Consider the following 15,153-nt stretch of genomic DNA (forward strand, 5'->3'; position numbering starts at 1 on the left):
TCCGCCCTGCCAGCATCCGCCCTGCCAGCATCCGCCCTGCCAGCATCCGCCCTGCCAGCGTGCGGCTTGAAGGAGTTCTCACGCTATGAAGGACGGAATCGGGCATCCGGTCCTTCATTCCGCGAGATCTCCTTCGGAACGTGCGGCGGATGCGCGGGCGGGCGGTGGCTGACGGATGCTCAGCCGCCGAACTCGCCCATCAGGATCAGTGGGCTGTGGTTCGTGTTGCAGGTATCGCTGATCGGGTCGATCAGGCTCGTGTCGTGCAGCACTGCTCCGGGGGTGTAGCCGTCGCCGCGCACCCAGGCGAGCAGGGCGTCGAATGGCTCCGCCATGGTGGTTTCCGAGGTGTCGGCGAGCGTGGCGAGCTCGGCGGCAGCCGCATCGACCCGACGCTTCCACTCCGCCTCGTCAAACGCCTGGTATCCGGTGAAGCCGATATCGGCGTTCGAGAACGCGCTGTAGACCGAGGAGAAGGCCTCGCTTTTCCCTGATGTCTACCATGCCGACCCGTGCCCGTGCCCGCGCCCGCGCCCGTGCCCTGCCCCTGCGGCGGTACAGATGTCGGGAGAATGCACGGATGCAGGACGACACGCCGTGCTTCGGCCCTGCACCCGTGCATCCGTCCGACAAATGATCGGCAGCGGACGAGACCCCGGCGGACGGGCTGCGGACGAGACCCCGGCGGGGCCGCGGACGAGACCCGGGCGCCGCGGACGAGACCCGGGCCCTGCGGACGAGACCCGGGCCGCCTACTTGACGCTGCCCGCGGTCAGACCGCCGACCAGGCGCTTCTCGATGAGCATGAACAGGATGACCACCGGCAGGATCGCGACGATCGAGACGCCGAACACATACTGCCAGCTGGTCTCGTACTGCCCGACGAACTTGGTCAGTGCGACCGACAGCGGCTGGTTCTTGTCGGTCGACAGGATCACGAGGGATGCCGCGAACTCGTTCCAGCAGGCGACGAACGTGAACACGATCGCGGTGACGATGCCCGGCCACACGAGCGGCAGGTTGATCTTGAACAGCACGGTGAATCGCCCGGCGCCGTCGATCTGCGCGGCCTCGTCGACCTCTTTCGGGATGCCCGCGAAGAAGGAGTGCATGATCCACACCGCGAACGACAGGTTGAACGCGGCGTTGATGAAGATCATCGCCATCCACGTGTCGCCGAGGCCGAGCACCGTGAACTGTCGGAACAGGCCCGAGGTGAGCACGGCGGGCTGCAGCATCTGCGTGATGATCACGAGGAACAGGAACACCATGCGGCCGGGGAACTTGAACCGGGCCGTGTAGTACGCCGCCGGCAGCGACACCAACAGCACGAGCAGCGTCGCGAACACCGCGATCACGATCGTCGAGATCAGGTTGTAGGGCAGGGGCGTCTCGGGGGTCGACCACATCGTGATGTAGTTCTCCCAGTGCCACTCCGTGGGCAGGTACGTCGGGTCGACCGACCGGATCTGCGGCTTGGTCTTCACGGAGCCGAAGAACATGATCAGGTAGGGCAGCACGAAGATCGCGAGCACCAGGAATCCAGCGACCGTGCGGAGGATGACGCGGGGAAGCGTCACCTGGTCCTCGGTGTAGCGGCGCTTGCGGCCCGGGATCGGCGGGGTGCGACGGCCGTGGCGGTCGGCGGTGGTCACGAGGGCGGTCTCGGTCACGGTCACGATCAGACCTCCTTCATGGGCTTGACGATCTTCACGTAGGCCGCGACGATCACGATGACGATGAGGAACGCGACCACCGAGAGGGCGCTCGCGACATCCACCTTCTTCTGCAGCTCGATGTACTTGAAGATGAGGGTCATGATCGTGTCGGCGCCGTATCCGGGGATCGACCCCGTCATCACCTTCAGGATCGGCAGCGAGTTGAACACGTTGATGATGTTGATGAGCACCGCGACGGCCAGCGCGCTGCGCAGCTGCGGCAGGATGATCGACCAGTAGGTGCGGGCCGGTCCAGCGCCGTCCATCTTCGCCGCCTCGATCGCGTCGGCGGGAACCGACTGGAGCCCGGCGAGGATCGTGTACGTGGTGAACGGCAGCGACACGAAGATCGCGATCACGATCGACCAGATGAAGGCGGTCGTCGGGTTCTTGGTCCAGCCGTACCCGACCGCGTCGTCCGAGAGGCCGATGTCGTAGAGGAACTTGTTGAAGACCCCGAAGTACGGCTCGAGGCTGTAGTAGAAGACCATCGTCGTCATGACGACGGATGCCGCCCACGGCACGATGACGGCCATGCGCACGAGCTGGCGTCCGGGGAACGCCTTGTTGAGGATCTGCGCGAGGCCGAGCGAGATGACGACCGTGAACAGCACGACCGACACGACCCACACGATCGTGCGGAAGAAAATCGGCCAGAACTCGGCGAACGTGAAGACCGTGATGAAGTTGTCGAAGCCGACCGACCCCTTGTCGAGGCCGGACAGCGAGATGTCTCGCGTCGAGTTGAAGAACATCACCCCGGCGGGGAAGAACACCACGCCGATGATGAGCAGGAGTGCGGGGGCGATCCAGGGCAGCGCCTGGAGGAGGTCCTTTCCGCCCGGCCTGCCGCGGAGGGCAGCCGGGGTCTTCCGGGGGCGGGGGCGGCCGGTGGTGGCCGCCCCCGCGAGGTTCGAGGACTCTGTCTTCTGGCTCATTCGGGTACCCGAACCTCTCCGTCAGCGGGCTCAGCCCGCGTCGACCTGCGCCTGGATCTCGGTCAGCACGTCCTGTGCCGGCTTCGTCTGGAGCTGACCGAACAGCGACTTGAACGCACCGTCGGCGGCCGACCACTTCGGGTTCGTCGACGGGTAGAACTGTGCGTCGGGCAGCACGTCGAGGAACGGCTTGAGTGCCTCTTCGCCGGCCAGGGCCTCGGACCCGGACTTGGTGACGGGCAGGAAGCCCTCGGCCTGCACCCACGGCACGTACACGTCGGCCGAGTAGTAGTAGTCGAAGAACTTGGTGATCGCGTCCTGCTTGTCGCCGTCGTTCTCGAACGCCATCAGCTGGTCCATGACACCGAGCGTGAAGGGCGAGCCGTCCTTCGTCGGGATCGGGACGATGGAGTAGTCCAGGTCGGGGTTGCCGTCGGCGATCTGGCCGACCGTCGGCGGGAGGCCGACCTGCATTCCGATCTTGCCCTGGATGAAGATGTCCATCAGCGGCGAACGCTGCGTCGAACCGGGGTCGGCCTGGGTCGCACCGGCGTCGATCATCTTCTTGATCTGCTCGGCGCCGACGAGGTTCTCCGGGGTGTCGATGGTGATCTCGGACTCGTCGCCGAACGATCCGCCGCCGCCCCACAGCCACACGGCTGCCTCGGCCTGCGCCTCTTCAGATCCGAGCGGCATGCCGTAGCCGGCCACGCCGCCGCCGAGTGCCGACACCTTGGTCGCGGCATCCAGCAGCGAGTCCCAGTCGGTCGGTGCCTCGACGCCGGCCTGCTCGAGCAGCGCGTTGTTGACGAACAGGGCGCGGGCCGACGCGATCATGGGCAGCGCGTACGCGGTGCCGTCGACCTCGGCGTTCTTGAGGAACGACTCCTGGAAGTCGGAGAAGGTCTCCTCGGAGACGACCTCTTCGGTCGGGTAGAGCAGCTCGTCGCCGACGAAGCCCGCGAACGGACCGCCGTTGTAGATGTCGGGAGCCTCGCCCGCCTGGATCTTGGTGGAGACGACCTTCTCCAGGTTGTCCCAGGACTGCACCTCGAGCTTGACGTCGATGTCGGGGTTGGCCTTCTCGAACCCCTTGATCACCGTCTCCCAGTTCGCCTTGGTGCCGTCGGAGTAGCTGGGGACGAGGAGGTCGAGGGTCGTCGACCCCTCTTCGCCTCCGCCGTCTCCGGACGATCCGCCGAACCCGCACGAAGCGAGCGAGAGCGTGGCGACGGCCGCAATGGCGGCGGCGCCGAACCGCAGTGACTTCTTCATGTGTATTGCATTCCTCACTGTGAGTGTCCGCCCCTCGGCGGCGGGCCGCTTCGGGAGGGGGTGTGGTGCACAGTCGCAAGCACAACTCACGCGACGGTGCGTGGTGATCGTTTCGCCGGGTGGCATCCGCGATCGTTCAAGCCGGGGCTCGGGGTTCTCGGCGACGATCGGAATCGACGACGAGGGTTTGGAACTTCTCGATTATTTGTCAGGGGAACAAACAAATCAAGAGTAACCGGGGGTTGCTCTTCTTTGACGCCATACTATGATTGATTCCGGCTTCAAACGATCACAAGTATGCAACATATCGCAGGAAGGGCATCTCGATGACTGAATCACTTCCCGGCGCGTACATGCGCGAGGAACTCCACTCCCAGCCGAACATGTGGGCACGGGCCGCCGATCTGAAGGCCGAGCAGGGCATGCTGCCGGCCACGGGCGCGCGCGTCGCGGTCGTCGGCTGCGGCACGTCGTGGTTCATGGCCCAGTCGTACGCCGCCCTCCGCGAGTCCGCGGGGCACGGCGAGACCGATGCGTTCGCGGCCTCGGAGGCGTTCATCGACCGCGGATACGACGCCGTCGTCGCGCTGACGCGATCCGGCACGACCAGCGAGGTGCTCGAACTCGTCGACCGCGTCAAGGGCCGCGTCCGCACCATCGGCGTCATCGGCGACCCGACATCGCCGCTCGTGTCGCTCGTCGACGACGCGGTACTGCTGCCGTTCGCAGACGAGAAGTCCGTGGTGCAGACGCGGTTCGCCACGACGGCGCTCGCCCTGTTCCGCGCGTCGCTCGGCGAGGACCTGACCGCCGCCATCGCCGATGCCGAGGCCGTGCTGGCAGAGCCCGGCGATGACGAACTGCGCGACGCCGAGCAGTACACGTTCCTCGGACGCGGCTGGACGATCGGTCTCGCCCACGAGGCCGCTCTGAAGCTGCGTGAATCGTCGCAGTCCTGGACCGAGGCCTACCCGTCGATGGACTACCGGCACGGCCCGATCGCCATCGCCGCTCCCGGCCGGGTGACGTGGCAGTTCGGCGAAGCTCCCGAGGGACTCGCCGGCGAGGTGGCCGCCACCGGCGCCCGCTTCGAGCAGCGCGCGATCGACCCGCTCGCCGACCTCGTGCGCCTGCACCGCACGGCGCTGGATCGCGCGGTGGAGCGCGGGCTCGACCCGGATCAGCCGCGCAACCTCACGCGATCCGTCATCCTGGATGCATGACCCCCACGCACTGCCGGAGCCGATGATGATCGACCCTGACGCGGCATCGGCCGTTCCCGACGTCGAGCGCGACGCGGCGGGAGAGAAGCTCTCCGACGTGCGCGCGCTCGGACGGGGCGCGCCGGTGCTGGCGTTCGACGTGGGCGGAACAGACATCAAGTCGGCGCTGTTCGACGCCGAGGGGACCGCGCTCGGACTCCGTCGCACACCGACGCCGGTCGTCGAGGGCGACCGCACGCACGTGCTGCTCGAACGGCTCGAGGTGCTGGCGGCCGAACTGCGTGACGCGCATCCCGAGGTGGTGCCGCAGGCGGTCGGCCTCGTGGTGCCGGGCATCGTGGATGCGGATGCCGGCCTCGGCGTGTTCGCGAGCAACCTCGGCTGGCACGACTCACCACTGCGTGATCTCGCCTCCGCGCGGCTGGGCCTTCCTGTGGCCTTCGATCACGATGTCCGCGCGGCGAGCTGGGCGGAGCGTCGGTTCGGGGGCGCCCGCGACTACGCCGATGCCGTCGTGCTCGTGATCGGCACGGGCATCGCCGGCGCCCTGCTGGTGGGCGGCGTGCCGTACACGGCAGGCGGGTACGCGGGCGAGATCGGGCACTCGCCCATCGCCGACGGGCCGATCTGCCCCTGCGGCGCGCGCGGCTGCCTGGAGGCCGTGGCATCCGCGGGGGCCATCGCGCGGCGCTACCGCGAGGCGACCGGCATCGCGCCCGACGGGGCCAAGGACGTGATCGCCCGCGCGGCGGCCGGAGACGGGGTGGCGGCAGAGATCTGGAACTCGGCGCTCGACGCCCTCACGATGTCGCTCGCGCAGCTCACCGCGGTCGTCGCTCCTCAGGCCGTGGTCATCGGCGGCGGCCTGTCCCGCGCGGGTGGAGCCCTCTTCGATGAACTGCGCGCGCGCCTCGCGGCCCGGCTCAGCTTCCACCGCATCCCCGTGCTCGTCCCCGCCGAGCTCTCCGGCAACGCCGGCCTGCTCGGTGCCGCCCTGCGAGCGAGGGAGCTCACGTGATCCTGACCGTCACCCCCAACCCCGCGCTCGACCTGACCTGGCACGTGGATCGACTCCGCGAGGGCGGCACGCACCGGGCGGATGCCGGAGTCGCACGCGCCGGGGGCAAGGGCCTCAACGTCGCCCGCGTGGCATACGCGGAAGGCGCGGATGTGCTCGCGGTCACCACCATGGGTGGGCGCGTCGGCGAGGAGTTCGCCGCCGAGCTCGGTGCCAGTGGCGTGCCGCACGCCCTCGTATCGGTGGCCGCCGAGACCCGGCGCAGCATCGCCGTGGTCGACGGGTCCGCCGGGGACACCACGATCATCAACGAGCGCGGCGTCAACCCGAGCGACAGCGAGTGGGCGGACCTCCTCGCCGAGGTCGTCGAACGGCTGCCGACCGCGACGGTCCTCGTCGTGTCCGGCAGTGTGCCGCCCGGCGCCCCGGAATCGCTCCTCCCCATGCTCATCGCGGTGGGGAAGGATGCCGGAGTCCCGGTGATCGCCGACACCTCGGGGCCCGCGCTCCTGCGTGCGGCGGATGCCGGCGCCGACGTCCTGAAGCCCAACGCGGCCGAACTCGTCGAAGCCACCGGCATCGCCGACCCCGTCGAGGGCGCCCGTTCGCTGATCGCCCGCGGCGCCGAGCTCGTGCTGCTCTCGCTGGGGGCCGACGGCATGCTCGCCGTCACCGCGTCCGACCTCGTGCACGCCCGGCTCGACGAACCTCTCGCCGGCAATCCGACCGGCGCCGGGGATGCCGGGGTGGCCGCGTGTGCCGCGCTGTATGCGGCGGGCGAGCGCGACCCCGAGCAGATCCTCCGTCGCGCCACAGCCTGGTCCGCAGCCGCGGTGCTCACTCCGCTCGCCGGCGACATCTCCCCGCGCTGGCGCGCACTCGAACAGCAGCTGCTCGTCTCGCATCCCGCCCCCGAATCGTTCCGGAAGGACCCTTCGTGACCCTCGTCTCCGCTCGCGACCTCGTCTCCGCGGCATCCGCCGCCGGCACCGGGATCGGCGCGTTCAACGTGATCCACCTCGAGACCGCCGAGGGGCTGGTGCGCGCAGCCGCGCTCGCCGAGCTGCCCGTGATCCTGCAGATCTCGCAGAACTGCGCCGACTATCACGGTGGGCTCGAACCGATCGCTCTGGCCACGCTCGCGGTGGCACGACGCGCGGAGATGCCGGTCGCCGTGCACCTCGACCATGCCGAACGGCCCGAGCTGGTCGACGAGGCCATCGAGCTGGGCTTCGGCTCCGTGATGTTCGACGGCGGAGCGCTGCCCTATGACGACAACGTGGCCCTCACGGCGGCCGTCGCGGCACGGGCGCATGCGGCCGGGGTCTACGTCGAGGGCGAGCTGGGCGAGGTGGGCGGCAAGGACGGAGCCCATGCGCCGGGTGTGCGCACCGACCCCGACGAGGCGCGGGCGTTCGTCGCGGCCACGGGTGTCGATGCACTCGCGGTGGCGGTGGGCTCGTCTCACGCCATGACCGATCGCACGGCGTCGCTCGACCTCGACCTGATCGCGCGCCTGCATGCAGCCCTGCCCGTCCCCCTCGTGCTGCACGGATCCTCGGGGGTGGCGGATGCCGTGATCGCCGACGCCGTGCGCGCGGGGATGACCAAGATCAACGTCTCCACGCACCTCAACGGGTTCTTCACCCGGGCGGTGCGCGAGAAGCTGGATGCGGACGAGCGGCTCGTCGACTCGCGGAAGTATCTGGCACCCGCGCGTGACGCTCTGGCCGCCGAGGCTGCCCGCATGCTGCGGTTGTTCGCCCTGCAGGGAGCATGATGAAGCGGGCGGCGCGGCTGAACGCGATCCTCGACCTCCTGGCCACGAGCGGCGAGGTCACGGTGGAAGACCTGGTGGAGCAGTTCGGCGCCTCGTCGGCCACGACCCGCCGCGACCTCGACTCGCTCGCCGAGCAGCGGCTGCTCACCCGCACGCACGGCGGTGCGGTGGCGCAGGCCGTCGCCTACGAGCTGCCGATCCGCTACAAGAGCCACCTGCGCACCCACGAGAAAGCCAACATCGCGCAGACCGCGGCGGGCCTGGTCGCCCCCGGCATGGTGGTCGGGCTGTCCGGCGGCACGACCACCACCGCGATCGCCGCGGCCCTCGCCGCCCGCGACGACCTGTCCGGCAATGGCGGCATCACCGTGGTCACGAATGCCGTGAACATCGCGGCGCAGCTCGCCACGCGACCCGATATCAAGGTCGTCGTCACCGGCGGAGTCATCCACTCCCGCAGCTACGAGCTCGTCGGCCCGTTCGTCGAACAGCTGCTGCGCGGGGTGCGGCTCGACATCGCGTTCATCGGCGTGAACGGGATGGATGCCGCCGCGGGCGCCACCACTCAGGACGAGCGCGAGGCCGCAGTGAACCGCATGATGGCCGAACGCGCCCGGCGCGCGGTCGTGGTCACCGACGGCAGCAAGCTCGGGGTCGAGGCGTTCTCGGCGGTCGGCGGCGTCGACCTCTTCCCGACCGTGATCACGGATGCCGGAGCGGATGCCGAGGCGCTCGCCGCCCTCCGCGCCGCCGGCTACGCGGTGCTCGTGGCCTGACGGTCGCGGTGGCTCGCCAGCGCCGGCGCCCGGCGCTTGACCTGCCCTGCCGACGCACAGCCTGAAGGAGTTCTCACGTTCTGAAGGACCGATTCGAGCATCCGATCCTTCATTCCGCGAGATCTCCTTCGAAACGGGTCCTCCCCGACCGCGCGCCGAGGTGCTGCAGTCCTGACCCCGGACACCCCAAGGGCCCCGACGTCCCCAGAACGTCGAGGCCCTCTGAGAGCGCCGCGGCTGCAGGCCGCGACACCCTCGAGCAGATGGTGTCCGTGTCGTATTCACGCTCCCCAGCGCGCATGATTCCCCAGATCCGACTGCGCCTCCCTCGCGCCTCAACCCTTCGAGGCCCTTCGCATGGCACCTTCCGAAGAACAGGAGCGTGCGGCACCCGTTCTGATACACCGAATGGAGGAAAAGGTCAGAATCCGTCACCGTGGCACTGGAACGGCGCGCTGAGGCCGGTGTCGACGGTGGCCCGGGCGAGCGCCACGGCGGGGGTCGCGCCTTCGGAGAGCCCGATGTGCACGGCGCTCAGCAGCTCCGCCGCCACCTCATCGGGCACGGCCACCGGAGCGGCGATCACGCAGTCGGCGCCCGCGTGCAGCCACACCCGCGTCATCCCGAGCGCCTCCTCGCCCCACCGCACCGAGGAACGCCCGAGCTCGCACGCCGAGAGGATCACGGTCGCCGGGACGCGCGGGATCAGGTCGACGTCGTAGCCGAAGAGGATGCCGTCGGCGAGCTCGAATCCCGAGAACAGCGGGTTGTCCACCGCGTGCCTGCCGTGCGCGGCGATGTGCAGCACGTCGCTGTTCGACGCGAGGTCGGTGGCCGCCGCCACCGTCGCCTCACCGCTGTCGAGGATCCGCGTCGCCACGCCGCCGCCGCTCCAGGCATCCGCTGCCCGCCGCACCTCTTCGCCGGCGCGGGGGACGCGGGGCCCCGCGGCGAATCCGATCATTGACGGGCGTCCGCGGACGACGGTCCCGCTGCCCAGCAGTCGCGAGACCGACGTCGCGAGCGTGAACGGGACTCCGGCCATGCCCGGCAGCATCGCCCACGGCACCCCGCCGAGCGCTCCGGGCACGGTGATCGCCAGACGACGTGCCGACGGTGCCGCCGAGAGCAGCGGCGCGAGCAGCTCGGCATCCAACAGTGCCAAGCGTGTGGCGAGTGCGCGTGCGGTCACGGCCCCCATCAGCCCGCCGCGGGTGAGCGCGGCCATGTCGAGATCGGCGCGCAGACCGTCGAGTGCGGACTGCACCCGCGACCAGGACAGGTCGGCGACCGTGGCCCCCGACGACGTCACCGCGACGGCGTGCAGCGCGGAGCCGGTGAAGACGTATGACAGGACGGCGGTGTCGGGATCGAGCAGTGCCGTCGCCTCGGCGAGCCCCAACCGCTCACGGGTGCCGCCCGAACCCGTCGCGGCCCACTGCCGCTCGCGCACCCGATCGCGCAGGGCGCGCACACGAGCATCCGTGGTCCAGTCCGCGCCCGCGAGCTCGGCGCGCAGCATCCGCAGCTCCGCGAGATCGACCGCCAGCGAGTCGTCGCGGGGAGGGCGCACCGGAGCGACCTGCTGGCTCAGGTGCCGGGCGCGCTCCGACCACTCGAACAGCGTCGCCGGGTCGTGCAGGCGGGCCGCGGCGGAGAGACCGGCGTACATCAGGTCGCTTCCGTGCATGGCGACCGAGGCCTGCAGGTCGAGGGCGCCGAACGACTGCTGCCAGGCGGTGAGCAACTCGAGTCCGTCGGCGGCGGCCTGCAGCGCGTCGCGGTCCCGACCCCGTGCAGCGGCACGCGCGGCTCGCACCTCGTGGGCGCGGAGGCGGAGCGGCGTCGGAGCGCTGTCGTCGAGTCGCGGGAGGCGCCCTGCCCCGTCTCGTCCCGCGCTCAGGCGCAGACCGGTGGCCTCGGTGCGGAACCCCGCGTGGTCGAGGGCCCTGGCGGTGCGGGCGAAGGCGGGCGCGTCGATCGGCTGGTCCGGCTTCGCCCGCTGCCGCGCTTCGAGCCGCACCGCTTCGGCACGCGCCGCCCATCCCTGGTTCCCGAGCGCGGTGAAGTGTCGTGCCGACGTGCGGGCGGTGCGCTCGGCGGCAGCCGGATCATGCCGCAGCAGCGAGCGGGCGAGGTGGAACTCGGCTTCACCCCTGGCCTGTCGCATCCGCTGCGCGCCGAACTCCGCGGCGACCCGACCCAGCAGGGCCTCCGCCTCGGTGGTGAGGCCGGCGTCGCGAAGCACTTCTGCGCGGTCGAGGTCGCTGATCGCGGCGGCCAGGTCACTGATCGCGGCGAGCGTCGGACGGGAGCGGGTCATCAACGTGAGCGCGGTGACGAGGTCGCCGCCCAGCAGCGCCGCGTAGCCCAGGTTGTGCCGCGCTTCGGCGAGCGGCTCCTGATCGTCGTTCGCCTCGTACACGGCCACCGCGCGCCGCAGATCTTCGACGCAGGTGTCGAGCTCCCGCCGCTGCATCCGCACGACCGAGCGGTTCATCAGGCAGTTCGCGAGCTCGGTGGTCTCGTCGCCGATGGCGGTGAACGTGTCGATGGCGCGGCTGAGCTCGACCTCCGCCTCCGCCAACGTGCCGGCGTGCATGAGGAGGACGCCGAGCTGGCCGCTGAGCACGGCGATCGTCTCGGAGCGCAGCCCGGAGCGGCCGAGCGCGTGTCGGCACAGCTGCTCGGCGGCCGCCGGCTGCCCGGTCTGCGCGAGCACATAGGCGGTCGTGCCGTCGATGCGGGCGCGCAGATCGGGATCCTCGGTGCGGGAGGATGCCGCGTCGAGCGTGCGCCTCGCCTGCGTGAACCGCCGCGCGTTCGCCGCCTCGACTCCGCGCCGATGCAGCTCGTTGGCGGACAGGGGCATCCGTCCAGAATGCCCTGCCCCGCGGCTGCGCGGAAGAGCACGGGTGCAGGCCGTGCGCCCGCGGCATCCTTCGGCGAGTCCGCCGGGTGGGCCTACGCACGGATGTCGGGAGGAAGGTGTGCGGATGTCGGGAGGAATCACGGATGCCGGGTGACACGCCGAGGTTCCGTCCGACGGGTGTGCATCGGTCCGACAAGTGGACCGGTGGACCGGGCGGGGACGGGACGGGACTGGGCGGGAGCCGGCGGGTCGGGGTGCACGGATGTCGGGAGGAATCACGGATGTCGGGTGACACGCCGAGGTTCCGTCCGACGGGTGTGCATCGGTCCGACAAGTGGACCGGGCGGGAGGGGACGGGCCGGGACGAGTGCGGGAGGGGACCGGCGGGCCGGGACGAGTGCGGGAGGGGACCGGCGGGAGGGGAGGGGACGGGACGGGCCGGGCCGGGCGCCGCGCACCAAGACGGACCGCCCGTATCGGTGCGGACGGTCCGTCTCGGGGGTCGTCAGGCCGGGTCGACCGGAGTCGGCAGCGACTTCAGCACGGCGGCGACGGCCTTCTTCGCGGCATCCGGGGTGGCGCCTGCGACCGGCACGGTGCCGAGCTGCGCGGCGATGCGTCCGGCGACGTACGGCGCCGCGAAGGATGTGCCGCTCCAGATCGCGAACCCGCCCCGATAGTCGTCGGGATCGATCGTCTCGCGGCGGATGCCGTCGACGTCCGCACGTGTGGCCGCCTGGGAGCCGCCGACGAACGCGGGCGAGGTGCTCACCACGGCAGCGCCCGGCGCGTAGGTCTTCACCCACGGGCCCACGTTCGAGAAGAGGGCGACCGACTGCGCCGAGGGGTTCAGCGCGCCGACCGACACGAGCGGGGTGCCGTCGTCGTGCGGGATGCCGTTGTGCGAATCCGGCCACGGCCACAGCGACGCCGGGAACGAGGGCCGATCGATGGCGTCGTTGCCCGCCGAGCACACGACCACGCAGCCGAGCTCGCGCGCCTTGGCCAGGAGCTGGTGCAGGGTGAGGCTGAACATGCCGTCGGTCGGCGTCTCGTGGTAGTAACTGAGCGACAGGTTCAGCACGTCGATCGGGAAGCCCGTCGTCGGGTCCTCCCGGTGGCGGATCAGCAGCATCACGACCTGCGCGACCGTGTCGAGCAGAGTGCTCTCGTCGACCACACCGAGTGCACCCGCCACGCGGATCGAGAGGATGTCGGCATCCGGAGCCGTCTGTCGGACGAGCCCGGCGATGAACGTGCCGTGGCCCGCGACCGCATCGATCGCGCCGTCGAGCTGCCCGTACAGGTCGGGGTAGCGCTCCGGATCGGCGTCGGCCGTGAGGCCCACCGGAACGCCGTCGAGGTCGACATGACGGGTGACGATGTCGTCGGGAAGCCAGGCGTGTTCGCCGCAGCCCGTGTCGAGCACCGCGACGACGGCCCGCCGCCCGCGCTTCGGCGCCGGTCCCCGCACGGGAGCCGGTCCCAGCCAGGTCACCGGCTGACGCGCGCCCCGTCCGGGCTCGAGGTAGTCGTCGCTGCCCGCGGCGCCCTCGCCGCGCACCGGGTTCGTGCGGGTGAACGGGTTGGTCCGCGTGAAGGGGTTGGTCCGGGTGAACGGGTTGAGTCCGACCGGGTCGATGGACAACACGTGGTCGAGGCTGGTCCGCGGCATGGTCGAGCGCGACATGCGGCGGGCGCGCTGGAGCACCCGCCATGCGTCGGGGGAGATCGGCGACTCCCCGCGCACGGGCTCGTCCGGGGTGGTCAGCCGCAGGCGCTGGAATCCCACGACGCCCGGCACGAGCTCCCCGTCACCGATCTCACGCGCTCCGTCCTCGGTCTCCAGCAGCCACCCGAACGTATCGGCCGCGTCGCGCAGCGTGCGCAGTTCACGGTCGTACGCCTCCTGATCGCCGAGCGTTCGGGTGATCAGGAGCCGCTCGGGCAGATAGGCGGTGGGAAAGGCGCGGATGCCGTCCACGGGCTCCGCGCTCGGGTCGAGGGCCGTGCCGCGGCGGATGGATCCCTCCGCGCGGTCCTGCCAGGTCCATCCCTTGGGCTGCTCCATCGTCATCCTCTCGGTGCGGGTCGCCCCGCGGCTTCATCGACGGGCGGTGCCCGTGGTCACAGCTCGAACTGCGGGGTCGCGAGCGTGCGCGTCTCGTCCCCGATCGCGGTTGTCAGGCGCACGCGCGTGAGACCGGGTGGCACCTCGTCGAACGCGAAGCGTCCGGTCTCCTCCGGCGAGGTGGAGATCGTCTTCTCGCCCTGGGTGAGGAACACCTCCGCGGCGCCGGTGTCGACCCAGCCGTCGACGCGGCGGCGGCCGGATGCGGTGGTCGTCACATGCAGCAGGATGCTGGTCGTGCCGTCGCTGAACTGCAGGGTGAGCGCATCCGCCTCGCCCCGCACGGCGCCGAGCTGCCCCTCGACGAGGGTGAGCAGCGCATACTCGCGGTTCAGCCCGTCGGCGGCGACGGCGGCGACCATGCGGTCGATCAAGCCCGCAGGCACGGGGTCGACCTCGCTCCACAGCGTGCGGAGTCGTGCGAACATCTCGGCGTCGTCGTGCGCGCTCATGCGAGTCCTCCTGCCTGGGCGGTCGGCGGTGCGTCCAGCAGCGCGCGCAGCTTGGCCAGGCAGCGGTTGCGCGTCGGGCCGATGCTCCCGATCGGCATCGCGAGGTCGGCGGCCAGCCGGGCGTAGTCGGGTCGGTCTTCGAAGGCGATCACGCGCAGGAGCTTCTGGCAGCGTTCGTTGAGGAGGCGCACGGCCGTCCACAGCCGGCGGTTCTCGTCGCCCAGCGTCGCGTGCTCCTCCGCCGAAGCCTGCTCGGGAAGAAGGGCGTCGAGGTCGTCGTCCACGGTGGTGTCGACCTTGCCGTGCGCTTTCGCGACCTTCCAGGCCTCACGGCGGGCGGTGGTCGTGAGCCAGGCCGATACGGCCCGGTGGTCGCTGATCGAGCCGTGGCCGCGGACGAGCTGCAGCCACGTGGTCTGCACCACGTCTTCGGCGAGCGTGCGTTCGAGTCCGTACGCGCGCACCACGTGCCAGAGCACGGGGGTCATGAGCCGTACGAGCTCGTCCATCGCGCGGCCGTCTCCCTCGCGCCATGCGTCGAACAGACCCGCGGCGCGCTCCCAGCGTGCGCGCCCGTCGTCCGAGGCAGGATCGAGAGCGGCGCCGGGTGCACCGTCGATCATGAAGCCCATTGTGATCACATCTACCAGGAGCACGGCAAGAGGTTTCTGATACATGACTTCATCCAAGAATTCCGCGGCTGATACGCGGTCGGACGCGGTGGCGGTTCTCGATAGCGTTGAGGGGTGATCGCCCTCTCCGTCCTGCTCTTCCTCAACGCCGCATTCAACGCCCTCGTCTGGCCACGGTTCTACAAGCGTGTGGCCGACGACCCGCGTGCCCGCGACGAGAACGGCAAGCCCACGACGTTCCTCAAGGTGCACGCGATCCTCATCGCGATCGCCCTGGTGCTCGCGCTGGTCTCGGCACTCGCCGGCATCGCCGCGCTGACCGGAGCCCTCTAGCGACG

The 15,153-nt window shown here is 70.4% G+C and carries 14 protein-coding genes; 6 read left to right on the forward strand and 8 right to left on the reverse strand.

The window, feature by feature from the left end; translation table 11 throughout:
* Positions 1–179 precede the first annotated feature (179 nt).
* From DW298_RS19275 to DW298_RS06945, 4 genes are all read right to left on the reverse strand, one after another.
* The gene (locus tag DW298_RS19275; protein WP_168429484.1) at positions 180–335 is read right to left on the reverse strand and encodes a hypothetical protein; all 156 of its coding nucleotides are present in this window, start codon (positions 333–335) and stop codon (positions 180–182) included.
* 417 nt (positions 336–752) lie between these two features.
* A complete protein-coding gene (locus tag DW298_RS06935; RefSeq protein WP_205820283.1) occupies positions 753–1,679 on the reverse strand; it encodes a carbohydrate ABC transporter permease in 927 nt (308 codons plus the stop codon).
* 2 nt (positions 1,680–1,681) lie between these two features.
* A complete protein-coding gene (locus tag DW298_RS06940) occupies positions 1,682–2,656 on the reverse strand; it encodes a sugar ABC transporter permease (RefSeq protein ID WP_136041724.1) in 975 nt (324 codons plus the stop codon).
* 30 nt (positions 2,657–2,686) lie between these two features.
* Complete coding sequence (locus DW298_RS06945) at positions 2,687–3,931, reverse strand: extracellular solute-binding protein (protein WP_136041725.1); 1,245 nt, start codon at positions 3,929–3,931, stop codon at positions 2,687–2,689.
* Between the two features lie 326 nt (positions 3,932–4,257).
* Here DW298_RS06945 and DW298_RS06950 point away from each other — a divergent pair, with 326 nt between their 5' ends.
* The 5 genes from DW298_RS06950 to DW298_RS06970 are packed head-to-tail and all read left to right on the forward strand — an operon-like array spanning position 4,258 to position 8,728.
* A complete protein-coding gene (locus DW298_RS06950) occupies positions 4,258–5,154 on the forward strand; it encodes a sugar isomerase (protein ID WP_136041726.1) in 897 nt (298 codons plus the stop codon).
* The gene (locus tag DW298_RS06955; protein ID WP_240745042.1) at positions 5,147–6,172 is read left to right on the forward strand and encodes an ROK family protein; all 1,026 of its coding nucleotides are present in this window, start codon (positions 5,147–5,149) and stop codon (positions 6,170–6,172) included. Before DW298_RS06950 ends, DW298_RS06955 begins: the two co-directional genes overlap by 8 nt.
* Positions 6,169–7,113, forward strand: a complete 945-nt coding sequence (locus tag DW298_RS06960) for a 1-phosphofructokinase family hexose kinase (RefSeq protein ID WP_136041727.1) — start codon at positions 6,169–6,171, stop codon at positions 7,111–7,113. Before DW298_RS06955 ends, DW298_RS06960 begins: the two co-directional genes overlap by 4 nt.
* Positions 7,110–7,952, forward strand: a complete 843-nt coding sequence (locus DW298_RS06965) for a class II fructose-bisphosphate aldolase (protein WP_136041728.1) — start codon at positions 7,110–7,112, stop codon at positions 7,950–7,952. Before DW298_RS06960 ends, DW298_RS06965 begins: the two co-directional genes overlap by 4 nt.
* Positions 7,949–8,728 (forward strand): DeoR/GlpR family DNA-binding transcription regulator, encoded by a 780-nt coding sequence (locus DW298_RS06970; protein ID WP_240745043.1) that lies wholly within the window; start codon positions 7,949–7,951, stop codon positions 8,726–8,728. Before DW298_RS06965 ends, DW298_RS06970 begins: the two co-directional genes overlap by 4 nt.
* A 421-nt stretch (positions 8,729–9,149) precedes the next feature.
* Here the strand turns inward: DW298_RS06970 and DW298_RS06975 are convergent, their stop codons facing one another.
* The 4 genes from DW298_RS06975 to DW298_RS06990 form a co-directional block, all read right to left on the reverse strand.
* Entirely contained in the window at positions 9,150–11,600 is a 2,451-nt protein-coding gene (locus DW298_RS06975) for a CHAT domain-containing protein (RefSeq protein ID WP_136041729.1), read from the reverse strand.
* Positions 11,601–12,105: 505 nt separating this feature from the next.
* Complete coding sequence (locus tag DW298_RS06980; RefSeq protein ID WP_136041730.1) at positions 12,106–13,671, reverse strand: S8/S53 family peptidase; 1,566 nt, start codon at positions 13,669–13,671, stop codon at positions 12,106–12,108.
* A 56-nt stretch (positions 13,672–13,727) separates the two neighbouring features.
* The gene (locus DW298_RS06985) at positions 13,728–14,183 is read right to left on the reverse strand and encodes a hypothetical protein (RefSeq protein ID WP_136041731.1); all 456 of its coding nucleotides are present in this window, start codon (positions 14,181–14,183) and stop codon (positions 13,728–13,730) included.
* Positions 14,180–14,806: a sigma-70 family RNA polymerase sigma factor gene (locus DW298_RS06990; RefSeq protein WP_240745044.1), complete on the reverse strand. Its 627-nt coding sequence runs from the start codon at positions 14,804–14,806 to the stop codon at positions 14,180–14,182. The genes DW298_RS06985 and DW298_RS06990 overlap by 4 nt, the downstream gene beginning before the upstream one ends.
* Before the next feature lie 123 nt (positions 14,807–14,929).
* Here DW298_RS06990 and DW298_RS06995 point away from each other — a divergent pair, with 123 nt between their 5' ends.
* Positions 14,930–15,148, forward strand: coding sequence for a hypothetical protein (locus tag DW298_RS06995; RefSeq protein ID WP_136041732.1), 219 nt, complete (start codon positions 14,930–14,932; stop codon positions 15,146–15,148).
* The last annotated feature ends 5 nt before the right edge of the window (positions 15,149–15,153 follow it).

Origin of the sequence: Microbacterium sp. A20 (genome assembly GCF_004794515.1) — a bacterium.
In the GTDB taxonomy this organism is placed as follows: domain Bacteria; phylum Actinomycetota; class Actinomycetes; order Actinomycetales; family Microbacteriaceae; genus Microbacterium.